The organism is Brachybacterium sp. AG952 (genome assembly GCF_004362645.1).
GTDB lineage: Bacteria > Actinomycetota > Actinomycetes > Actinomycetales > Dermabacteraceae > Brachybacterium > Brachybacterium conglomeratum.
Genome location: NZ_SNXV01000002.1, coordinates 555,918 through 578,064 on the forward strand (window position 1 = coordinate 555,918; position 22,147 = coordinate 578,064).

21 protein-coding genes are annotated in these 22,147 nt (G+C 73.5%); 6 read left to right on the plus strand and 15 right to left on the minus strand.

Annotated elements, in window-relative coordinates:
- Positions 1-2: 2 nt before the first annotated feature.
- The 5 genes from DEU31_RS07945 to DEU31_RS07965 form a co-directional block, all read right to left on the minus strand.
- Complete coding sequence (locus DEU31_RS07945; RefSeq protein WP_010549931.1) at positions 3-305, minus strand: urease subunit gamma; 303 nt, start codon at positions 303-305, stop codon at positions 3-5.
- Between the two features lie 6 nt (positions 306-311).
- Entirely contained in the window at positions 312-1,985 is a 1,674-nt protein-coding gene (locus DEU31_RS07950; RefSeq protein WP_133676717.1) for a hypothetical protein, read from the minus strand.
- A gap of 425 nt (positions 1,986-2,410) precedes the next feature.
- Complete coding sequence (locus tag DEU31_RS07955; protein WP_133676718.1) at positions 2,411-2,626, minus strand: DUF2945 domain-containing protein; 216 nt, start codon at positions 2,624-2,626, stop codon at positions 2,411-2,413.
- Positions 2,623-3,180, minus strand: a complete 558-nt coding sequence (locus tag DEU31_RS07960) for a DUF488 domain-containing protein (RefSeq protein WP_133676719.1) — start codon at positions 3,178-3,180, stop codon at positions 2,623-2,625. Before DEU31_RS07960 ends, DEU31_RS07955 begins: the two co-directional genes overlap by 4 nt.
- A gap of 97 nt (positions 3,181-3,277) precedes the next feature.
- Complete coding sequence (locus DEU31_RS07965; protein WP_029360294.1) at positions 3,278-3,847, minus strand: XRE family transcriptional regulator; 570 nt, start codon at positions 3,845-3,847, stop codon at positions 3,278-3,280.
- Positions 3,848-4,008: 161 nt separating this feature from the next.
- On the opposite strand from DEU31_RS07965, the gene DEU31_RS07970 reads away from it, so the two are divergent.
- On the plus strand, positions 4,009-5,271 hold the full coding sequence (locus DEU31_RS07970) for an MFS transporter (RefSeq protein ID WP_133676720.1): 1,263 nt from the start codon (positions 4,009-4,011) through the stop codon (positions 5,269-5,271).
- Positions 5,272-5,333: 62 nt separating this feature from the next.
- Here the strand turns inward: DEU31_RS07970 and DEU31_RS07975 are convergent, their stop codons facing one another.
- From DEU31_RS07975 to DEU31_RS08010, 8 genes are all read right to left on the minus strand, one after another.
- On the minus strand, positions 5,334-7,079 hold the full coding sequence (locus DEU31_RS07975) for a glycoside hydrolase family 3 protein (RefSeq protein ID WP_133676721.1): 1,746 nt from the start codon (positions 7,077-7,079) through the stop codon (positions 5,334-5,336).
- Positions 7,080-7,114: 35 nt separating this feature from the next.
- Positions 7,115-8,452, minus strand: a complete 1,338-nt coding sequence (locus DEU31_RS07980) for a DUF1343 domain-containing protein (RefSeq protein ID WP_133676722.1) — start codon at positions 8,450-8,452, stop codon at positions 7,115-7,117.
- A 107-nt stretch (positions 8,453-8,559) separates the two neighbouring features.
- A complete protein-coding gene (locus DEU31_RS07985) occupies positions 8,560-9,201 on the minus strand; it encodes a TetR/AcrR family transcriptional regulator (protein WP_133676723.1) in 642 nt (213 codons plus the stop codon).
- A 72-nt stretch (positions 9,202-9,273) separates the two neighbouring features.
- Complete coding sequence (locus DEU31_RS07990; protein ID WP_133676724.1) at positions 9,274-10,614, minus strand: MFS transporter; 1,341 nt, start codon at positions 10,612-10,614, stop codon at positions 9,274-9,276.
- Positions 10,615-10,897: 283 nt separating this feature from the next.
- Complete coding sequence (locus tag DEU31_RS07995; RefSeq protein ID WP_133676725.1) at positions 10,898-11,791, minus strand: hypothetical protein; 894 nt, start codon at positions 11,789-11,791, stop codon at positions 10,898-10,900.
- Positions 11,792-11,973: 182 nt separating this feature from the next.
- Positions 11,974-13,281, minus strand: a complete 1,308-nt coding sequence (locus DEU31_RS08000) for an alpha/beta fold hydrolase (protein WP_133676726.1) — start codon at positions 13,279-13,281, stop codon at positions 11,974-11,976.
- Positions 13,271-14,170 carry a substrate-binding domain-containing protein gene (locus DEU31_RS08005; RefSeq protein WP_133676727.1) on the minus strand — a complete coding sequence of 300 codons (900 nt, stop codon included), beginning with the start codon at positions 14,168-14,170 and terminating at the stop codon, positions 13,271-13,273. The genes DEU31_RS08000 and DEU31_RS08005 overlap by 11 nt, the downstream gene beginning before the upstream one ends.
- A gap of 113 nt (positions 14,171-14,283) precedes the next feature.
- Positions 14,284-15,033 (minus strand): GAP family protein, encoded by a 750-nt coding sequence (locus DEU31_RS08010; protein WP_133676728.1) that lies wholly within the window; start codon positions 15,031-15,033, stop codon positions 14,284-14,286.
- Between the two features lie 102 nt (positions 15,034-15,135).
- Between DEU31_RS08010 and DEU31_RS08015 the strand changes: the two genes are divergently transcribed.
- Both DEU31_RS08015 and DEU31_RS08020 read left to right on the plus strand, forming a co-directional pair.
- Positions 15,136-16,410, plus strand: coding sequence for a histidine kinase (locus DEU31_RS08015; RefSeq protein WP_133676729.1), 1,275 nt, complete (start codon positions 15,136-15,138; stop codon positions 16,408-16,410).
- Positions 16,407-17,096 (plus strand): response regulator transcription factor, encoded by a 690-nt coding sequence (locus DEU31_RS08020; RefSeq protein WP_133676730.1) that lies wholly within the window; start codon positions 16,407-16,409, stop codon positions 17,094-17,096. Before DEU31_RS08015 ends, DEU31_RS08020 begins: the two co-directional genes overlap by 4 nt.
- Here DEU31_RS08020 and DEU31_RS08025 read toward each other — a convergent pair.
- Positions 16,996-17,490, minus strand: a complete 495-nt coding sequence (locus tag DEU31_RS08025) for a hypothetical protein (RefSeq protein ID WP_208109972.1) — start codon at positions 17,488-17,490, stop codon at positions 16,996-16,998. The genes DEU31_RS08020 and DEU31_RS08025 overlap by 101 nt on opposite strands.
- 131 nt (positions 17,491-17,621) lie before the next feature.
- Here DEU31_RS08025 and DEU31_RS08030 point away from each other — a divergent pair, with 131 nt between their 5' ends.
- From DEU31_RS08030 to DEU31_RS08040, 3 genes are all read left to right on the plus strand, one after another.
- Positions 17,622-18,815, plus strand: coding sequence for a sensor histidine kinase (locus tag DEU31_RS08030; RefSeq protein WP_243733776.1), 1,194 nt, complete (start codon positions 17,622-17,624; stop codon positions 18,813-18,815).
- On the plus strand, positions 18,812-19,486 hold the full coding sequence (locus DEU31_RS08035; RefSeq protein WP_133676731.1) for a response regulator transcription factor: 675 nt from the start codon (positions 18,812-18,814) through the stop codon (positions 19,484-19,486). Before DEU31_RS08030 ends, DEU31_RS08035 begins: the two co-directional genes overlap by 4 nt.
- Positions 19,487-19,614: 128 nt before the next feature.
- Positions 19,615-21,099, plus strand: coding sequence for a DHA2 family efflux MFS transporter permease subunit (locus DEU31_RS08040; RefSeq protein WP_133676732.1), 1,485 nt, complete (start codon positions 19,615-19,617; stop codon positions 21,097-21,099).
- Between the two features lie 4 nt (positions 21,100-21,103).
- Here the strand turns inward: DEU31_RS08040 and DEU31_RS08045 are convergent, their stop codons facing one another.
- On the minus strand, positions 21,104-22,144 hold the full coding sequence (locus tag DEU31_RS08045; RefSeq protein ID WP_133676733.1) for a LacI family DNA-binding transcriptional regulator: 1,041 nt from the start codon (positions 22,142-22,144) through the stop codon (positions 21,104-21,106).
- Positions 22,145-22,147: the final 3 nt, after the last annotated feature.

Below are 22,147 nucleotides of genomic sequence, written 5' to 3' on the forward strand. Positions count from 1 at the left end.
CTTCAGGCGATGGGGTGGTGGAGGGTGACGAGCTTGCGGCCGTCGGGGAAGGTGGCTTCGACCTGGACGTCGGCGAGCATGTCGGCGACGCCGTCCATGACCTGGTCGCGGCGCAGCACCTCACGTCCGGCGACCATCAGCTCCTCGACCGACGCACCGTCGCGGGCCCTCTCGATCACCCAGCAGGACAGCAGCGCCACCGTCTCCGGATGGTTCAGGAGCACGCCCCGCGCGAGACGCTCACGGGCGATCATTCCGGCCGTGGCGAGGAGCAGCTTCTCGGTGTCACCGGGGGTGAAGCGCACGCGGCCTCACTCCTTCGGCAGGACGTGCTCGCCGGTGCGGTCGGTGGCCAGCGCCAGGGAGCTGACGTACTGCACCTTCCCGTCCGGCCCAGGGACCGCGGAGGCGATCATGTCCGGGCGCTCGAACTCCATCCCGGTCACCGCGCACTCGAGCGTCTCGCCCGACGGATTGCCGTCCTCGTCGTACATCGGCAGGTCGATGCCGTCGTCGGTGCGACGCAGGTAGTAGCGGCCCTGGGTGAGGATCGCCATCAGCGGTGTGGCCACCACGGCGATCCCGACGGCGAACAGCGGGGAGAAGGGCTGGACCGCCTCCCCGAACACCCCGAAGTAGATCGCGATGGAGATGCCCCCGGAGAGCATCATCGAGACCACCCCGACGGGATTCCAGTCGTGGATCATGCCCCGTCGGAACTCGGGATGCTTCGGGGAGAGCTTCAGCAGGTACTTGTTGATCGCGATGTCCGCCGCGACCACGCAGATCCAGGACATTCCGAGGTTCGCGTAGAAGGAGAGGATCCCGTTGAGGACGGAGAACATGTTCGCCTCCATCAGCGCCAGGGAGATGGCGAGGTTCACGCCCAGGAACACCAGGCGCCCGGGATAGCGGCGCGTGACGCGGGTGAAGGCGTTGGTCCAGGCCAGCGAACCCGAATAGGCGTTGGTGACATTGATCTTCACCTGCGAGATGACCACCAGCACCACGGCCAGGACGAGCGCGAGCCACGCGGGGATCAGCTGCTCGTAGGTGACGAGGAACTGCTGGACGGGCTCGTTGGCGATCTCCCGGGCCCCGGGCACGGTGGAGATCAGGTAGACGGCCAGGAACATGCCCAGGATCTGCTTGGCGGCTCCGAACAGCACCCAGCCGGGCCCGCCCAGGATCGTCGCCGTCCACCACGCGCGCCGGTTCGCCGCGGTGCGAGGGGGCATGAATCGCAGGTAGTCGATCTGCTCGGCGATCTGGACGATCAGCGACAGGCAGACGCCGGCGGCGAGCATCGCGGAGGCGAAGGAGATGCCCGCGCCCGCCTCGCCGGTGTGGGCGAAGAAGGTCTCCACCGACTCCGGATGGGAGATCACCAGGTAGATCACCGGGATCACCATCAGGACCAGCCACACGGGGGTCGTGGCGACCTGCAGCCGGGCGAGCGTCTTCATGCCGTAGATGACCAGCGGGAAGATCATCACGGTGGAGATCAGGTAGCCGAGCCAGCGCGGGATCCCGAGGCCCAGGTACAGGCCCTGCGCCATGATCGCCCCCTCCAGCGCGAAGAGGATGGAGGTGAAGGACGCGAAGATCAGGTTGGTGATCACCGAGCCGTGATAGCCGAAGCCGGATCCTCGGGTGATGAGATCGAGGTCGAGGTTGTACCGAGCGGCGTAGTAGGCCAGCGGGAACCCGGTCAGGAAGATGATCCCGGCTGCGACGCCGATGCCGATCAGACCGTTCAGGGTGCCGTGGGCGAGCGCGATGTTGGCGCCGATGGAGAAGTCCGCGAGATACGCGATCCCGCCCAGCGCGCTCGTGGCGACCACGCCAGGCCCCCAGCGCCGATAGGAGCGGGGCGCGAAGCGCAGGGTGTAGTCCTCGAGGCTCTCGCGGGTCGCGGCCTGCGCGGAGGCCGCCTGCGGGTCGACCGCGGGGGTCAAGGTGCTCGGTCCGGCATCGACGCTCATGTGCTCTCCGATCTCCGCGGGACGCAGGCGAAGGGCCGCCTGCGAGGGACATCGGCACCGTAGGAGAGCGCTGCGTCGCGCTCGGCACCCCGGGGTACCCGTGACCGTTCCGTGACCGGTCGTCTCAGCCTGGATCAGCGGGCCCGCGTCGACTCCCGTTCGATGAGCTCCGAGCGCAGCAGCGTGTGGTCGAAGGCTCCTCCTCGGGGGCGCAGAACCCGCGCTCGTGCAGGCGACGCGCGGTGCTGCACCAAGTGCCCTGGGGCTGCGAGAGCTGGACCGGGGTCGCCCAGAGCTCTATGGCGGCTGCCTCGTGCCAGGTTCGACGCTGGAGGATCTCCACCTGCTGGTCAGGCAGCGGAACACCGGCACGCACTGGCCGTGCTGGGCCCGGCAGTACCGGGTCGGCGGCTCGCTGGCTGAGCTCAGCCCGCGAGGGGGCGCAGGGCCGACTCCTTGTGCGCGGCGATGTGGTCGGTCTTGTCGCTCGCGATCTCGTACTGGGGCTCGTCCTCGCTCGCGCGGCGTCGATGCCCCTTGTAGTCGAAATCTGCGGTGTGGACCTTCGTGATCGTGCCGGTGACACGGCCGGCCTCGGAGTCCCAGCTGACGTGGTCGCCGACGGCGAACTCGGTGCTCATGATTCCTCCTGTGCTTCCGGTGGATAGATCACGGTACCGTCCTCGCGGACGATGGGTCGGGCGCCCCAGGCGCCCAGCTCGTGCTCGACGGTGGCGGCGCCGGCGCGCAGGTGCACGACCTCCCAGCCGCGTGCGACGAGGGTGTTCGAGATCAGCAGCCGGTGGCAGCGCCAGGGCATCGGCTCACCGCACATCACTGCCACGTGATGCTCCGCGGCGAGCGCGGTGAGCTGCGCGATCCCGGCCTCGTACTCCTCACCGAGGGTGTGGTCGGCGTAGTTGCGGAAGCTCGTGTTCTGCCAGCCCGCGTTCAGCTCCGGGTCCACGTCCCGCTGTTTCGGACGGCGCCCGGTGAGCTCGGCCAGGCGCCGGTAGCCGATGCCCGCCTCACCCAGCCAGCGGGTCATCTCCTCGGCGTCGAACTGTGGGCTGCGGCGGGAGCCGGGGAGGCGGCGCACGTCGACCAGCTCGTCGATCCCGGCGCCGCCGAGGGTCTCGAGCACGACCTCCTCGGGGCAGGTCCAATGCCCGATCGTCCAGATCGTGCCGGCCATCGCGCCTCCTTTCGTCTGCCTCCATCATGCCTCGGCGCGGCTCTCCAGCGGGCGGATCGTGAGCCCTCCCCTGCCCCGGCCGCCGCCGGTGATCGGCTCAGCCCCGCCCGGGCCGCGGCAGCAGGGCGACGGAGAAGAACACGGCCGCCTGCGCGTCGCGGGCGCGGTAGCGGTAGGGCCCCGGGGAGGCGATCCGGGCGGAGCCGCCCGCCTCGATCACCTGCAGCCCGTCGGCGTCGTCGATCTCGAGGGCGCCCTCGATGACGTGGTGCATGATCCCGGGCAGGGCGATGCCGGAGCCGCCCTCGTAGCAGTCCTCGCCCACCAGCTTCCACTTCCAGGTCTCGACCGACAGCGCGTCGGTGTCCACGGCGCCCAGCAGCACGGCCCAGCTGCCGGCGTCGGTGGACCAGATCTCCACGCCGTCGGGGGCGTCGTCGGCGCCGACGCCCATCAGCGCGGCGAAGGTGGTGCCGAGCCCGGCGGCGATGCGGTCGAGGATCGCGACGGAGGGGTTCGCCTGGCCGAGCTCGATCTGGGTGAGCATGCGGCGGGAGACCTCGCTGGCCTCCGCGAGCGCGCCGACGGAGAGGTCCAGCTCCTGGCGGGCGGCGCGGATCCGCTCGCCGAGTCGCTCGACCACGGCCGGGCGCATCCCACCGCTCATCGGGGCCTCCTGGTCGCTCGGGCGTTCCGTGCCCGGAAGCCTATCGCCGACCGGGGTGACGGGAACTATATTGCGCATTCTCGGCGTTGCGCACTATGTTGCGCAGTAGCGGCCGGTGTGCCCTGCCGCCCCTCTCCCCTGCGCCCTGAAGGAGGTTCCCCATGACCGCGCCCGTGACCCCCGCGACCGCCCGGCCCGAGGCTCGTCTGCTGCGCTGGTTCGGCTCGTACGGGACCTTCGCGGTGCCGCAGGCCGCCGCGCCCATCGCCTTCTCCCTCATCGCCCTGCCGCTGACCGGCAGCGCCTCTGCCGGCGCCGCGATGATGCTCGCGATGACGATCGCGCAGGTCCTCGGCGCGGTCCCGCTCTCCCGGCTCGGCCGACGCTTCGCCCCGGTCCCCTTCGTCCGCGCGCTCATCGGCCTGCGCACCCTCGCGCTGATCGCGATCGCGGTGCTCGCCGGGCTCGGCGCCCCCTTCGCCCTGGTCGTCGCGGGCGCGGCGCTCGCGGGGCTCGTCAACGGCGCGGCCTACGGCACGCTGCGCGCGGTGCTCAACCACCTCGTGCCCGCCAGCCGCCTTCCCCGCTCCCTCGGCATCGCTGCCACGCTGAACGAGGTCACCTTCGTGGCCTCGCCGGTGATCGCCGCCGCTCTCGGCGGGATCTCCCCGCAGCTCGCCGCCTGGGCGATGGTGCTGCTGGGCGCGGCGCCGCTGCTCCTGCTGCCGTCGATCCCCTCGGCCACCGCACCGGGCCCCGAGCAGCGCGGCAGCGCGCTGCGCCTGAGCCCGATGATCGTGCTGTGGCTGGTGTGCGGCGGGGCGAGTGCCGCCGCGATCGCCGCGATCGAGATCGGTGCGGTCTCCCTCGCTGTCTCCTTCGGCATGCCGGCCGCCTGGGGTGCGCTGTTCCCCGTCGCGATCTGCGTGACCTCGGTCGCGGGCGGCGTGTGGGTGAGCATCCACAACCGGGAGCCGCGCCGCCGCACCGTGCTGGTGTGGCTGGGCGTGACCGCGCTCGGCGTCGCGATCGTCGGCTTCGGCCACTCGGTCGCCGCGACCATCGTCGGCGCGCTGCTGGTCGGCGCGGTGCTCGCACCGCTGGCGACCTACTACTCCCTGGTGCTGGACCGGCTCGTCGCGCCCGAGCACCGCGCCGAGGTGTTCGCGCTGCTCCGCACCGCGAACGCGCTGGGGATCATCACCTCCTCGGCGCTGATCTCGCTGGTCTCCCTGCAGGCGACTTTCACCGTGGTGATCGCGGTGATGGTCGTGGTGCTGGCGGTGACGGGGGCGGTCTTCACCTCCGGCTGGGTGAAGGCCCGCCGCCGGCGCCTGGCGCGCGAGGCCGCCGAGGCGCGGGCGCACGGCGAGGCCGCCGACACGATGGATCAGCAGAAGGGGGCCTCCAGCGGCACGCGCTGAGGCTCAGCGCCGCGCCGTGCCGCTGGAGTTCCGATTCTGCAGAAGGAGGGCCGAGGGCCGGCTCAGCCGAGCCCGTGGCCGAGCGGGAAGGCCTCCCCCGTCCCGTCGGCCGTGGGGATCGCGACCGGCAGCTTCCCCCGCGCCTTGACCTCGCCCGCGAGCACGCCGGCGAGCGCGCGCAGGGAGGCGTCGGCGTTGCCGTAGGCCGCGAGCGAGGCGGCCACCTCCCCCACGTGCACCACGTCGTAGGGATTGCGCAGGGAGGCGTGCACGACGGGCGTGCCGGTCGCGGCGAGCGCCTCGACCAGCGCGACCTGGGCGGCCGGGGTGGTGAAGCCGGAGGACGAGGTGAGCACGAGGACCGTGTCGACCGCGGACGCGGCCTCGGCGGCCTGCTCGGGCGTCGCGCCGGCGAGCGCTGTCGCGGCATGGCCCAGCGAGGTCAGCGCGTCGACCACCACCTCGAGCTTCGCTGCGGTGGCGGAGCCGGTGACCAGCACCGTCGCTCCGTCCGCGAGCGGGAGCGCGCCGTCCTCGGCGGTGACCAGGGTGATCGAGTCCTCGGCGATGCGCTCCGCGGTCGCGAGCGCGCGGGAGGTGCCGATCGCGCCTTCGGCCCGGGCGGCGTCCACGTGCACGTCGTCGAACAGGCCGCGGCGCAGCTTCTGGGCCAGGATGCGCCGCACCGACTGATCCAGCCGCTCCTCGGTGATCTCCCTGCTCGCGACCGCGTCGCGCACCCCGCCGATCGCGACGACGAGGTCCGGCGGCATGAGCATCTGGTCGGCGCCGGCGAGGATCGCCTCGACCGGGACGCGGTCGTCGCCGAACAGGGTGCGCACGCCCTCCATCGCGAGGGAGTCCGTGACGATCACGCCCTCGAAGCCGAGCTCCTCGCGCAGCAGCCCGGTGAGGATCGGGCGGGAGAGCGTGGCGGGGACGCCGGAGTCGTCGAGCACGGGCACGACGATGTGCGCGGTCATGATCGAGTCGATGCCCTCGTCGATCGCGGCGACGAAGGGCGGCAGGTCGAGGGTGTCGAGCTCCTCGCGGGTGTGGTCGATGACCGGCAGGCCCAGGTGGGAGTCGGTCGCGGTGTCGCCGTGGCCGGGGAAGTGCTTGGCGGCGGCGGAGCAGTCCGCGCCCTGCAGGCCCTTGATCTGGGCGGCGGCGAGGCGGGAGACCGCGCGGGGGTCGGCGCCGAGGGAGCGCACCCCGATCACGGGGTTCTGCGCCTCGACGTTCACGTCGACCACCGGGGAGAAGGCCTGGTGGAGGCCGGCGGCGCGCATCTCGCCGCCGACGATCTCCCCCGCCTTGCGGGCATGGGCGCGGGAGCCGGTCGCCCCGAGCGCCATCTGCCCGGGAAGCGGGGTCGCGGGGGCGGGCAGGCGGTAGACGACGCCGCGCTCCTCGTCGGCGCTGATGATCAGCGGGATCCCGCCGCTCTCGAGCGCCGCGTCCTGCGCGTCGTTGGAGAGCGTCGCGACCTGCTCGATGCTCTGGAGGTTCTCGCTCCACACGAAGTAGATCAGCCCGCCCACGTGGTGGGTGCGGACGATCTCCGCGATCGTGTCCACGCCGGTGGTGGAGGTGTTCGAGGCATGAGGCTGGTCGGCGCGGGAGCCGTAGCCGACGGCGACGAAGAGCTGGCCGATCTTCTGCTCGACGCTCATGCCGGCGAGGATCTCCTCGATCCGGTCGGCCTGGCCCTTCGAGGGCGCGGCCTGGGCGGCGACGGGCAGAGCGACGGCGGCGCCGGTGCCGGCGAGGGCCGCGGTGAAGGCGCGGCGGGAGAGGGATGACATGGGGATCTCCTGGGGTTCTCGGGACGTCGGCGTGCTCAGTACAGGCGGTAGCGCTTGGTGGTGACCTCGAAGCGCCTCGCCTCGCGGCGCCAGGCCGCGACGATCGCCTCGGGGGATTCGCCGTCCTCGAGCATCTGACGGGTGCGCTTGGTGCCGGTGAGCTTGTCGATCCAGCACACGTCGTCCTCGGTGCGGCAGTCCTCGCCCTCGCGCCAGTCGACCTCCTCCACCGTGCGCAGCAGCGCGGCGATCACGTGGATGCCGGTGCGGACGGGCTCGTAGGCGGCGGCATCGGTGACGTGCAGCTGCAGGCCGCCGCAGAAGACGCCCGCGTGCTTGGAGGTGGTGGGGGTGGCGAACATCGGCCGGTAGAGCACGCCGGGCAGCTCGGCGGCGCGGAGGGTCTCCATGATCTGGTCGACCTGGGCCTCGGTGATGAAGGGGGCGCCGAACCAGAGGAAGGGCGTGGTCGTGCCGCGGCCCTCGGAGATGTTCAGCGACTCGATCAGCCCCGTGCCGGCGTAGACCACGGCGGTGTCCGGGGTGGGGATGTTCGGGGAGGGCAGCACCCAGGGCAGCTCCTGGACGGGCGGCGCCTCCGGGTCGTAGCCGCTCATCTCGACCACCTCGAGGGTGACCTCGCCGTTCAGGAACTCGCCGTTGAACAGGCGGGCGAGCTCGCCGACGGTGAGGCCGTGGGTCTGGGGGATCTCGCGCAGCCCCACGAAGGAGGACAGCTCCGGCTCGAGCACGAATCCCTCGATGTCGGTGCCCAGCGGGTTCGGCCGGTCCAGCACCACGAACCGCTTGTCGTTCTCGCCCGCGGCCTGCATCGCGTAGTAGAGGGTCCAGATATAGGTGTAGAAGCGGGCGCCGATGTCCTGGATGTCGAAGACGAGCACGTCGACGTCGGCGAGCATCTCCGGGGTGGGCTTCTGGGTCGCGCCGTACAGGGAGCGGACCGGCAGTCCGGTCTTCTCGTCGATGTAGTCGCCGACGGCGCCTCCGGCGGGCTCCGCGCCGCGCACCCCGTGCTCGGGCCCGAACAGGGCGGCCATGGTGAAGCCGCCGGTCCCCTGCGCCTCGACCAGGAGGTCGATCGTGGAGCGCAGCGCGCGGTCCGCGCCGGTGGGATTCGTGATCAGGCCGACGCGCTGGTCGCGCAGGGTCTCGAGGGCGGCGGGCTCGAGGAGGTTCTCGACGCCCAGGCGGAAGTCCCCGTCGACCCTCTTCCCCCGGGAGGGGGCGGCCTGGGCGGAGGCCGCACCGGCGAGGACGGCGCCGGCGGGGAGCGCGCCGAGGGAGGCGAGCACGCGGCGTCGTCCCGGACGGGCCGACTGCGCGGCGGGATGGGGCGAGGGTGCAGGGTTCACGGGGGACCTCCGTCGTCGTCGTCGGATCGTGGCGCACAGGCGCGATCAACCACGCTACCGGGGCGTGGTGCGGGTCACAACCGATTCGGGGAGGTCCGCTGCAGGTGTCAGGAGAGCTCGGCGGGGCCCGTCCCCCAGCGGCGTCGGAGCTCCTCGACATAGCGTCCGAGCTCGGCGGGCATGTCCACCGAGGGGTCCAGGAGCCACTGCACCTGGAGCCCGTCCATCAGGGAGATGGTGGTGCGGGCGATGTGGCGGGCCGGGGCGTCGGCGGCGATCTCGCCGGTGCGCTGCCCCTCGCGCACGGCGTCCTCGAGCAGTGCGAGCGAGACCTCGAAGTGGCGGAGCATCCAGTCGTGGGCCGGATGGTCCGGGCCGACGGCCTCCCCGATCACGGTGGTGTACAGGGCGACGAGCTGGCGGCGTCCGGCGTTGACGCGGGCCAGCTCGACCAGCCCGTCGAAGACGGCCCAGGCACCGGCGCCCTCCGCAGCGGGGAGGGTGTCGATGGAGTCGCGATGGTCGAGGACTGCGCCCAGCAGCGCGGCCTTCGAGGGGAAGTGGTGGGCGAGGCCGGAGGGGGAGATCCCGGCGGTCTCGGCGACCTGCGCCATGGAGGTGGCGGCGTAGCCGTGCTCGGCGATGAGGTCGATCGCGGCGCCCAGCGCCGCCTCACGCACCACGGAGGAGTCCTGGCCGCGGGGCCTGCCGGGTCGTCGGCGGCCGGGGCGGGGCTCCGTCGTGCTCATGGCGCTCCTTCGAGAGGGTCGAAGGACAGTGTTCCACGAGCCGGGAGGAGCCCCGCCCTCAGAGGCCGGCCGTCACTTCACGCCGCGGATGAACATCGTCAGCACGGCACCGATCACTGCGGCGACCAGCGCGGCGACCAGCAGCGCCGTGAAGTCGGTGCCGCCGCCGAGGTTCGCCAGCAGGAAGCCGCCGAAGGCGGGGGCGAGGGACTGCGGGAGGGCGTTGGCGATGTTGAACACGCCCATGTCCTTCCCGGCCTGCTCGCGGTCGGGCAGCACCTCGAGGACGAGCGCGAGGTCGACGGCGATGTAGGTCCCGTACGCGAGGCCCATGATCGCCTCGACCACGTAGAAGGCGGTGACGGTGTCGGCGTGCAGGAGCAGGTAGGTGGCCAGGCCGAAGATGAGGATCGAGGCCGCGACGAGGATCTTGCGCCGGCCCAGCACGTCCGAGAGCCAGCCGGCCAGCAGGCTCGCGACCATCGAGGTGACGGTGTAGATGGTCACGCCGGTGGCGACGGCGCGGACGGCGTCGCCGGGCTCGAGCCCGAGGTGGTTCTCCATGTACAGCACCCGGAAGGTGGTGAACATGAAGGAGGCGAGGATGATCGTGAAGCGGCCGCCCCAGGCGAGGCCGAAGTCGGGGAACTTCACGGGGTTGCGCCAGAAGGTGAGGACGAGCTCGCGCAGATTGAAGGGCAGGCGGTTCTCGCGCAGCACGGGCTCGGGGAGCATGAAGGCGAAGACCAGCACGAGGACCATGCCGATCAGGCCCGGCACGAGGAACAGGGCGAGCATGTTCCCGGCGAAGGCGGAGGCGAGCCAGGTTGCGATCATCACGGCGAGGTTGCCGGCGATGCCGACCAGGCCGGAGGCGCGGCCGTACTGCGCGGGCGAGAGCTGATCGGCGATCGAGGCGACGTAAGCGGCGAGCGCCAGGTTGCCGGCGGCCTGGGCGAGGAACCAGCCCACTGCCATCAGCGCCGCACCGGGCGCCAGGGCGATCAGCGCGAGGCCGACGAGCATGCCGAGGGCGCCGATGATCAGCCAGGGGCGACGGCGGCCGAAGCGGCTGGTGGAGCGGTCGGAGATGCGGCCGCCGAGGGCGTTGAAGATCACCGCGGCCAGCGCCCCGGGCGCGACGGCGAAGGCGGTGATCGAGGCGGCCTCCGCCGGGCTGCTCGCGAGCTGGCTCGCCTTGATCTGGATCGACACGGTCGCCGGCCCGATCAGGGCGATGAAGATGCCGAGCTGGCCCAGCATGATCCCGAGCACGAACCACCAGGGGCGCGGCTTGTCGAAGGCGATCCCGAGATGCGGGATCGGCAGCTTCGGGCCGATCAGGTTCGGGCTGCCGACGGGGTCGATCGTCGGGTCGGGGGCGAATCCCGGGGCGGGCGCCTGTGTGCTCACGCGGACTCCTTCGTCTGGTCGAGGCCCGCCGTCCGCGCTGCTGTGCGGGATCGTGGCGTGGCCGTGCCGGACATTATTAGTGGACGCCTTCTAATACGTCGACCAGATCTTGACCAGTGGTTGTTTTGTGTGGCTGACGAGAAGTCGTCGCCTGGGCAGACTCCTGGACGGCGTGCGGGAGATCACAGAGGCGGCGTCGGAGGATCGGGCGTGCAGCGGCACGGCGAGGAGCCCGGCGGGGTGGCGTCGGCAGAAGGGGGACTCCAGCGGCACGGCGAGGAGCTCAGCGCCGCGGCGTGCCGTGAGAGTCCCCTTCCTGCAGGCCGGCCCCGCCGATGCGCTGCCCCCGATGCACGCGCCGCCTGATCAGCGTGTCCAGCGCTCCCTTGGTCTCCTCCCAGCGGAGCCAGATGTCCTCCCAGGTCAGCCGCAGCACCAGGCAGCCTTCGATCAGGGATTCCCGATCCCTCGACCGGTCCGCGTAATACCGGGACCGCTCTCCGTGGTGGCGCACGCTGTCGCACTCGATGACGAGACGGTCGCCGACGAGCAGATCCACCCGCCCTCCCCGGAACACGGCCACCTGCTCCCGCACGCGCACCCCGCGCCGCTCGAGGTACCGACGCACCCGGGTCTCGGACCCGGAGCCCGCGAGCGCGCTGACCCGACCGATCGCACGCCGTCGACGGGCGGGCGCCTCGGCGAGCAGGAGGTCGACCTGCGAGGGGACGAGCAGCCTGCGCTCGAGGGCCGATTCGAGGAGCACCGCAGCGGAGTCGGCATCGAGGCAGGTGAGGGCGTGGGAGAGAGCCGCATCCAGCGGCAGCACCGGCTCGTCGTCCGGCCAGCGACGAAGCGCTGGACGGTGCCTCGAGACCACCCCTGCATGCTCCTCGCTCGTGGGGCGGCGGGAGGTCTCGTGCACGTCGGGACCGAGGTCCGGCGTCCACAGCCCGAGGATCCGCGCCGCCGAGAGACAGGTCAGGCGATTGCCCCGGGAGAGCGCACCGGCCACGTCGTCCGGGGTCTCGGCGACGCCGAACCAGCCGCCGCCGTATCCGCGCAGCGCCCCGTCGGCGACGAGGCGCCGCTGCCGGTGCCGGGAGACACCGGCCGCGCGCAGGTCGGCGGTGGTCCAGACATGCAGGCGTCGACGGAGCGGGGAGCGCGGATCCATTCCCGGAGCGTCCCCGGATCTCGATCTCGACGGGGCCGGCAGGCGAGAGAGGTGGACGGGGCGGCGTGGGGAGGAACGGCGGGCCCCTGCAGAAAGGGGATTCCAGCGGCACGGCGAGGAGCTCAGCGCCGCGGCGTGCCGGTGGAGTCCCCTTTCTGCCGATCAGGGGGTGAGGGCGGAGGTCAGGCGGCGCGCAGCCCCGTGGCGAGGTCGAGGAGGTGGTCGAGCACGCCCTCGCCGCTCGCGCGCAGGCCGTTGTGCTCGTACTCGCTGGTGACCCAGGTGCGCACACCGGGCAGCAGCGCGGCGGTGGTCATCGAATGACCGCGCGGGACGTAGGCGTCGTCGTAGTAGACGGCGGCGGCGCCGGGCACCTCGGCCGCGCGCAGGGCCTGCTCGTCGTAGAGGCGGGGCCATTCGTGCTCGGCGAGCACGTCCGCGGCCTCGGCCCACACGGCGAGCTCGGGGTCCTCGGCGAACAGGTCGCGGTGGATGTGCTCGCCGGCCAGGAGCGTCGGGTCCTCCGCGACCGCGGCGGGCATGGTGCGGTCCGCGGCCCAGCGGGTGGCGACCCCGTCGGCCCAGCAGCTCTCGTGGATCACGGCGTACAGCGGGTTCCGGCCGGAGAAGGGCAGGGCCGCGGCGAGGTCGTGGGCGAAGGCCGGCGAGGCGGGGTCGAGGTCCAGCAGGAGGTGGAGGCGCTCGGCGCCCTGGGAGGCCCCGAGCAGGTGGCCGAGACGGCGCAGGGACTCGACGCCGATGTGCCTCCCGCCCGGGGCGCGCAGCCGGCCCGCGGCGGCCTCGTCGGCCAGGCGGCGGAAGCGGTCGCGGTCGCCGGGGAAGCGGGCCCAGTACCTCTCGGAGCGGGCGATCATGCCCTCCCACGTCGTGGCGTAGACCTGGTCCATGTGAGGGCCGACGGTGGGGAGACCGCCCGTGAACAGGGCCTTCTCGACGCTGTCCGCGGCGGCGGAGAGATAGCGCAGGGTGGTGAACCCGCCGAAGGACTGCCCCAGCAGCGACCAGCGCGGAAGGTCCAGCGCCTCGCGCAGCAGCTCGGCGTCGGCCACGATCGCGTCGGCGCGGAAGAAGGTGAGATAGCGGGCCTGCTGAGCGGGGCTCGCCTCGCGCAGCGTGCGGGCGCCGGGGATCGTGCCCTCGGGCAGCGGGACGTCGGGCCCGACGGGGGTGGAGCGGCCGGTGCCGCGCTGGTCGAGCATGAGCACGCGGTGCTCACGCAGGGCGCGCGGCAGCCAGGGCGGGGAGGCGGGGTCCAGGGGCCTCGGCGCCTCGGAGCCGGGCCCGCCCTGGAGGTAGACGAGGACGGGGAGGTCCTCGCCGCCGGGCCGGGCGACGAGGCGAGCGAAGAGCTCGATCCGGGGCCCGGCGGGGTCGGCGTGGTCCAGCGGGACGGGGAGGGTGAGGTCGGCGAGCGCGAGGCCGGGCAGGGTCCAGTCGGTGCGTGCGGGGCGGGCGGTCTCAGCGGTCATCGGGTCTCCTGGGGGTCTCGTCGTCGCGGGTGGTGGTGCCGGGGAAGTACTCCCAGTCGAAGCGGTGCAGGCGACCGGGGCGGTCGCCGCGCTCGACGGCGCGGTCCACGACCACCCCGGACAGGCGTGCGAAGACGTCGTCGACGCCGTAGTAGCTGATCGGGCCGAGAAGCTCGGCCTCGGCGGGGATGTCGCCGATGGCGATGATCTCGAGCTCCTCCGGGACCTCCACCCCGGCCCGCGCCGCGGCGAGACGGAGCGCGACGGCCTGGTAGCCGGTGTAGCAGAGGACGGCGGAGGGGCGGTCGGGGCCGTTCAGCCAGTCCAGGGCGATCTCGAAGGTGCCGCGGGTTCCCTCGGGGGTCAGGCGCATGTGCTGCTCGGCCGGAGCGTCGTCGTGAACCGCGACGGCGTCGACGAAGGCGGCGACGCGGGGCATGCTGAGCACGCCGCCGGGCCGGGAGCGCAGATCGGGGGCGAGGAGGTGGACGCGGTCGTGGCGGGCGCGGAGGCGGGCATAGGCGTGATGCACGGCGGGGACGGGGCTGGAGCTGACCACGTCGAAGCGCTCGGGCTCCATCTGCGCGCTGAAGGCGACGAGGCCGCTGCGGGTGCGGTCGGAGAGGCTGCGCACGCGGCGCGGACCGTCCTGCTCGAGATCGATCGCGGTGAGCAGCGCGGCGTCGGCCTCGGCGCCGAGGAGGTGCTCGTACCAGCGCGGGTCGGTGAGGACCAGCGTGGACAGGCCCGTGCACAGCGCGTCCTGGCGCACCTGGCTGGTGAGCTGGACGCCCCACGGATCACCCAGGCTGCTGAGCGCCAGGACGACGCCCCCGCCCCGGCTCGCGGCGACCGGAGGTGCGGCGTCGTCGTAGTTCGCTGCGACCATCGGCAGGCACCTCCGTGAGAAACGGGCATTGCGGCCGAAATGACCACAAGGTAGCAGAGTACACGCTGGTCACAGCGATGTCCCGTTCTTCGTCGCAGAGCCCTCGCACGAGGTCAGGCGATGGCTCCCCCGGTCAGCCAGCCGATCGCCGGACCTGCGGTGTTCAGCAGCAGGATCACACCGATGATCCCCACCGTCCAGGAGAAGGCGCCGCTCGCGTGGCGCACCGCCCCGTCGTGGACCCGCTCGAGGAATCGGTCGCCGCGCTCCCCCAGCAGCACCCGCGCACCGCACAGCAGGAGCGCCGGCAGGATCATCACCGCGCAGTAGCCGAGGAGCACGAGCGCCCCGCGGGGCAGGCCGATGCCCATGTCCGCGATGATCCCGAGCGCTGCGAGATAGGGGATCATCGAGGCCGCCTCGATCAGGCCCGCTCCGAGGGCGAGGGGGACCAGCGCGGAGGGCCGTCCCGAGGCGCGGCGGGCGCGGGCGGTCCATCGCCGCGCGGACGCCTCCGGGTCCCCGCCGCGCTTGGCGATGGCCTTCGGGTCGAGTCGGAAGGACCACCACAGCAGGGCCGCCCCGGCGGCGGCGAGCAGCACCATGGTCTGCGGGGCCGCGAGCAGGTGGCCGAGGCGCTCCATGAGCGGGAGCAGGCCGGCGAGCAGCGCCACACCGAGCAGCAGGTAGAACACCCCGATCACCGCGAGGTACAGCAGGGTGCGCCCGGCGACGCGGCGGGCCCCGCCCTCCCCCACCACGAGCAGGATGAGGGGGATGACGAGGGTGCCCATCGAGGTCGAGTCGACGAGGGCGAGCACCACGAGCCCGAGCGGGCCGGCGAGGGAGGCGAGCTGGTCCATGGCTCCATCGTGCGCGGCGGGGAGCGCGCCGGTCCTCCTCCCTTGGGACGAGACCCGGCGGAGGCCGGGGGCCGGGCGGGCGGGGCCGCGTAGGCTCGCCCCATGCCCGCCGACGTCCGCGCCGACGCCTCCGCCGCCCCCGTCACCGCCGCCGTCGGTGCGCCGCGCATCACGGGGCGCGACCTGCTGACCGCGGGGATCTATGCGGCGCTCGTCGTCGGGCTGGCCCTCTCCGGGGTCTCGAACTCAGGGTTCCTCGGCGAGGGCGCGCAGTGGTCGCGCGGGGTCTCGGCCGCGCTGCTGCTGGCGGCCTGCGCGAGCCTGTGCTGGCGACGCAGCCGCCCGCTGGTGCCCTTCGTCGTCGCCGGGCCGCTCGCGACCGCGGAGATCATCGGCGGCGGGCAGATCTCCGCCTACTTCCTGCTGTTCGAGGCGCTGTTCGTGCCGGTCATGCACGGCTCGCGACGGGTGGCGCGCACCTGCACCGTGATCGCGCTCGCCGCCGCGGGGACCGCCATGCTCGCGGCGCTGCTCGGGGGCCTGCCGGGACCGGCGGTGTTCCTCGTGGCGATGATCGCGGGGCTGATGGCGAGCACGCCGCTGCTGTGGGGCTGGGAGGTGCGCCACCACCGGGAGGCGCGCGGCGCGGCCGAGCGCCTGGCAGGCCTCGAGCACGAGCTCGCCGCGAGCCGGGCCGCCCAGGCCGTCGAGGCGGAGCGGCGCTCGATCGCCCACGACCTGCACGACGTCATCGCCGGACATCTCAGCGCCGTCGCCCTCCACTCCTCCCTCGCCGCCTCGCTCGAGGACCGCGAGGCGCGGGAGAGCTCCCTGACCGCCTCCCGCTCCTCCGCCCAGGCCGCGCTGCGAGACCTGCGCTCGATGATCGGGGTGCTCGCCGACGAGGGCACCGGCACCCTGCCGAGCGCCACCCTGGACTGGCCCTCCCTCGCCGCACGGCTGCGGGCGCGAGACCCATCGGCCCAGGTCGAGATCGCGCCCGCGCTCACCGATCCCGCCCGGGTGGGGCCCGCGGTGCAGGCCGCGGCGCTGCGGATCGGGGCGGAGGCGGTGACCAATGCGGTGCGGCACGGCCGAGCGCCGATCCGGCTCACGGCGGGAATTCGGGAGGGCGCAGTGCGGATCGAGCTGGTCAACGCCCGGGACGGCGCAGAGGCGCTGGGCGCCGGGTTGGGTCGTGCGGCTCTGGCGCACCGGGCGCTCGCGGTCGGCGGGACGGCGAGCTCAGGTCCGGAGCCGGGTGCCGACGGGTCCCCGGGGTGGCGGGTGGAGGCGGTGCTTCCGCTGCACGGGCTCGGGGAGTCGAGCGGCGGATCCGCCGACGAGGCCCCGCGGACGGAGATGATCGGACGATGAACACCTCCTCCGCCCCCGCCGCACCGATCCGGGTGGTCGTCGCCGAGGACCATCCCGCCGTGCGCTCGGGGATGGTCGCGCTGCTGGGCTCCGCCCCGGACATCACCGTGGTCGCGGAGGCGGCCGACGGGCCCGCCGCCCTCGAGGCCGCCCGCGCCCACCGCCCCGACGTGGTGCTCACCGACGTGCGGATGCCCGGCGCGACCGGCATCGAGATCACGCCGCGGCTGCGGGAGACCGGGGCGAGCGTGCTGGTGATCTCCGGCTTCGACCTCGACGAGTTCGTGCTCGGCGCGCTCGCGGCGGGGGCCGACGGCTATCTCGTGAAGTCCGAGGACCCGCAGCGGATCCTCGCTGCGGTGCGGGATGTGCACCGCGGCGACGCGGTGCTCTCGGCGGCCGCGACCCGCACCGTGCTCTCGGCGCTGCGGGGCCGGGAGGGCGGCGCAGCCGACGAGGCCCCGCCCGTCGGCCCGGCGCCCGCCACCCCGGAGCCCGCGCTCACCGGGCGGGAGGAGGACGTGCTGGCGCTGGTCGCGCAGGGGCTGACGAACCAGCAGATCGCCCGCGAGCTGTTCGTCGAGATCACGACCGTGAAGTCCCATCTCTCCCATGCGCTGATGAAGCTGGGCCTGGACTCCCGGGTGCAGGCGGCGCTGTGGTGGCAGCAGCACCGGGGCTCCTGATCCCTGCGCCGCGCAGGTGCCGCACGCCGAGGGCGAGCAGGCCGGCGACCAGACCCCACAGTGCGTTGACCACGAGCATCGGCACGATCGCGAGGGGCTGGGCGAGCGGGCCGGCCAGGTGCCCGAGCAGCAGCGGGGAGAGGATCCCGCTGAGCACGATCGCCGCGACGGCGTAGACGAGGCCGGCGAGCACCAGGGTCAGGACCGGGCGGGGTGCGCGGGAGAGACCCACCGCCGCCACCCAGACCAGCGTGATCGCGGCGGTGAGCAGGAGGCGGGGTGCGGCGCCGAGATCGTGGCCCGACTGCTCGACGACCATGCTCGCGAGCGGGCGGGCGAGGGCGATCAGGCCGAGGACCAGGACGAGGACAGGACGGACGTGCGACAGATTCATGCCTCGATGCTCGCCCCGGGGCCGCGGCCGCGGCATCGGCCCGGCGGCGCGAGAGGGGTACGTCGTCAGGCGACAGCGGACTGCGCCCGGGGGAGGAGGTGCGTCGGCGGCGGCGCTCCTAGGCTGGGGTCGTGGCCCAGCCCCCGAAGGACCTGACCGGCACGCGGCGCCCCCTCGCGCCGCGGAGCGGCGACGCGCTGCTCGCGCTCGGGGTGTGGCTGGTGCTCTCCTCCGTGATCGCGATCGTCCAGGCGACCGCGGGCCAGGACCCGACCCCGCTCGCGCACCTGTTCGCGGCCGGGTTCGGGGCGGTGCTCCTGCTGCGTCGGCCCCTGCCGGTGCCGGTGCTGCTGCTGAGCGCGCTGGGCACCTTCGCGTACTACACGGCCGGGCTGCCCACGATCGGGATCGCCCTGCCCGTGGTCGGGGCGCTGTTCTCCGCCGCGGAGCAGGGGCGGGCGCGCTGGGCGATCGGCACCGGGGCCGTGGTGCTCGCGGTCTCGGTGCTGTTCCGGGTGCGGGACGACCCGCAGCCGCTGGGCACGATCCTGGGCACCGACGCGATGACGAACCTGGGCCTGCTCGCGACGGCGGTCGCGCTCGGCGTCGCCGTGCGCTCGCTGCGGGAGCAGGCCGCGCAGCAGGAGGAGATCTCGCGACTGCACGAGGAGCGCACCCGGGCCGAGGCCGAGCTGCGCTTGCGCGCCGAACGGGAGCGGATCTCCCGCGAGCTGCACGACACCGTCGGCCACTCCCTGGCGGTGATCTCCCTGCACGCCGGGGTCGCCGCCGATGCGCTCGGCGAGGAGGAGGCACCGGCGGCGCAGGCTGTGGGAGAGGTGCGCGCACAGGCCGGCCGCTCGCTGCAGGAGCTGCGGGCGATGGTGCGCCTGCTGCGCGAGGAGGACGGCGCCGCGTCGGCGGGGAGGCTCGTCGGCTCCCTCGCCGACGTGCCCGTGCTGCTGGCCCCCGCCCGCGCCGCGGGGCTCGCCGTCGACGCGCAGGTCGACGTGCCCGGCGGGGCGCTCTCCCCCGCCGTGGACGCCGCCGCCCACCGGATCGTGCAGGAGGCGGTGACCAATGCGCTGCGCCATGCCGGGGCGGGCGAGCTCGCGGTCTCCGCGCGCCTCGAGGCGGGGAGCCTGCGGCTCGAGATCGCCGACGACGGCCGCGGCGCCGCGGACCTCGCGCACGGCGGCGTGGGCCTCGAGGGGATGCGGGAGCGGGTGCGGCTGCTGGGCGGTTCCCTCGAGGTGCGGACCGCTCCCGGGGAGGGCTTCGCACTGCGCGCCGAGCTGCCCGCACGTCTGGAGGAGGAGCGATGATCCGGATCGTGCTGGTCGACGACCAGGAGCTGGTGCGCACCGGACTGCGTGCCCTCGCCGAGCGCGACGGCGACATCGAGGTGGTGGGCGAGGCGTCCGACGGGCGCTCGGGGCTGTCCCGGGTGCGGGAGCTGCGACCCGACGTGGTGCTCATGGACCTGCGCATGCCGCAGCTCGACGGCATCGCCGCGACCGCGCGGATCACCGCCGACCCGACGCTGGACGCGGTGCGGGTGGTGGTGCTGACCACCTTCGACGAGGACGAGGACGTGCTGGCCGCGATCCGGGCGGGCGCTGCCGGGTACCTGCTCAAGGACGTCGCCCCCTCGGCGCTGCGCGAGGCGATCCGGGTGGTCGCGGGCGGGGACTCCCTCCTCTCCCCCGCCGTGACCACCACCGTGCTCGCCCAGCTCGGCGAGCGCCTCGCCTCCCGGGTCTCGCCGGGGCTGCTCGACGGCCTCACGCCGCGGGAGCGGGAGGTGCTCGCGCTGGTGGGTCGCGGGATGAGCAACGACGAGATCGGGCAGGCCCTGTTCCTCTCCCCCGCCACCGCCCGCACCTACGTCAGCCGCCTGCTGGCGAAGCTCGCCGCGAGGGACCGCTCCCGCCTGGTGGTCCTCGCCTACGAGTCGGGTCTGGTCCGCCCCGGCGAGCCGCCTCCCTGTCCCTGATATCACGGTGACGAGAAGCAGGGCCGCATGGGACGATCTATGCGGGCCCGGACCTCGTCCGCCGCCCCTCCGACGGGTGGCCTCCGGTCCCGGCCCGTCGGACCGCACTCGACGAAAGCGCGCCAGCCATGCACGCCCCCTCCCCCACCCCGACCGGTGAGCTGCCCGCCGTGGACGCCGGCCCCTCGACCTCCGCCCCCGAGCCCGCCGCGACGACTCGGGTCACGCCGATCATCGCCGTGCTCGTGGTCTCCGCCTTCGTCATGATCCTCAACGAGACGCTGCTCTCGGTCGCGCTGCCGGTGCTGATGGAGGATCTGTCGATCACCGCCGTGACCGCGCAGTGGCTCTCCACCGGCTTCATGCTCACCATGGCCGTGGTCATCCCGACCACCGGCTTCCTCATGACGCGCCTGTCGGTGCGCTCGGTGTTCCTCCTGGCGATGGCGCTGTTCCTCGCCGGGACGGCGCTGGCCGTCCTCGCGCCGAGCTTCCCCGTGCTGCTCGGGGCGCGCGTGATCCAGGCGGCGGGCACCGCGATGGTGCTGCCGCTGCTGATGACCACCGTCCTCGCGCTCGTCCCGCTGCGCTCCCGCGGCCTCGTGATGGGTCTGGTGGGCGTGGTGATCTCAGCGGCGCCCGCGCTCGGGCCGACGATCTCCGGCGCCATCCTCGCCCACGGCACCTGGCACCACCTGTTCGTGATGATGCTGCCGATCATCGTGGTCGCACTGGTGATCGGGCTGCTGTTCATCCGCAACTACACCGAGCCGCGCGCGGTGCGCCTGGACGTGCTCTCCGTGGTGCTCTCCGCGATCGGCTTCGGCGGCGTGATCTACGCCCTCGCCTCGATCAGCGCGATCGTCGACGGGCATGCGCGCCTGGTGCCGCTGCTCGCCGCCGCCGCGGGCCTGCTCTCTCTCGCGGTGTTCGCCGCGCGGCAGGTGCGGATGCGCGCGCGGGGCCAGGAGCCGCTGCTGGACCTGCGCCCGCTGACCGTGCGCACCTACCTGGTCTCCCTGCTGGTGATCCTGCTGTGCTTCGCCACGATGCTCGGCACCGTCGTGGCGCTGCCGCTGTACATGACCGGGGCGCTCGGCATGTCGACCCTCGCCGTGGGGCTGACGATGCTGCCCGGCGCGGCGGCGTCGGGGCTGCTCGGGCCGTTGGTCGGCGCGCTCTACGACCGGGTCGGCCCGCTGCCGCTGGTGCTGCCCGGCGCGGCGCTGATGGCGCTGGTGAGCTGGGCGTCGATGCTGCTGCTGGACGGCGACGCCACACAGGGGCTGGTCATCGCGCTGAACGTGCCGCTCGGGATCGGCATGTCCATGGTGATGACGCCGCTGATGGCGCTGTCCCTCGGTGCGCTGCCGAAGGAGCTGTACGGCCACGGGTCCGCGATCCTCAACACCCTGCAGCAGCTCGCCGGGGCGCTCGGCACCGCGGTGTTCATCGCGCTGCTGACCCTCGGCGCGGCGGTCGCGGCGGAGTCCGGGGCGGGCGCCGAGCTCGCCCAGGCCTCGGGCGCGACCTGGGCCTTCGTCGCCGGCGGCGTGATGTGCTCGATCGCGGCGCTGCTCGCGACGACGCTGCGGCGGCCGCAGGCCGCCTGACCGCTCAGGCGTCGTCGGCCGTGGTGGTGCCGGGGAAGAAGCGCCAGTCGAAGACGTGCTTGGTCCCGGGCCGGTCGGTGCGGTCCACCGCCCGGTCCACCAGGATCCCGGCCAGCCGCGAGAAGACGTCCTCGACGCCGTAGACGCTGATCGGGCCGAAGAACTCCGAGCCGGCGGGGATGTCGCCGATCGCGACGAACTCGAGGTCGTCCGGGACCGACAGGCCCGCCCGCTCGGCCGCGAGCTGCAGCGCCACCGCCTGGTAGCCGGTGAAGCAGACGACCGCGCCCGGCCGGTCCGGGTCCGCGAGCCAGTCGAGCGCCGCGCGGTAGGTGTCGTGGCTGCCCTCGGGCACGACGTGCACGAGCGCCTCGGCGTCGTCGCCGTGGGCGCGGGCCGCCTCGAGGAAGGCGCGGGTGCGCTGATGGGCGAGGACGCCGCCGGGCCGGTCGACCTCCGGGGCGAGCAGGTGCACCCGCTCGTGCCGTGAGCGCAGCCGCGCGTAGGCGCGGGCGATGGCCGGCAGCGGCGAGGAGGAGACCACGTCGAAGCCCTCGGGCTCCATCTGTGCGCTGAACGCCACCAGCCCCGTCTGGGTCGAGCCGGCCAGGCGCCGCATCTGCTCGGGCCCCTCGGGGACGAAGTCGATGCTGGTGACGAGGGCGGCGTCGGCGGAGGCACCGAGGAGGTACTCGTACCAGCGCTCGTCGGCGAGGACCAGGGTGGACAGCTCGTGCGCCAGGGCCCGGTCGCGGACCCGGGTGGCGAGCTGCACGCCCCAGGGGTCCTCCAGAGTGCCCAGCGCCAGCACGATCCCGCCGCCGCGGCCGGTGCGCATGGCCTGCGCGTGCCGGTTGGGGACGTAGCCGAGCTGCTCCGCGGCGGCGCGCACCTTCGCCTTCGTCTCGGCGGAGCCCGCCGAGCGCAGTCCGCCGCGGCCCGAGAGCACGAAGGACGCGGTCGCGATCGAGACGCCGGCCTCGCGGGCGACGTCCGCGAGGGTCACGGGGCCGCGCGGCGGCCGACCGCCGTCGTCACTGGTCATGCG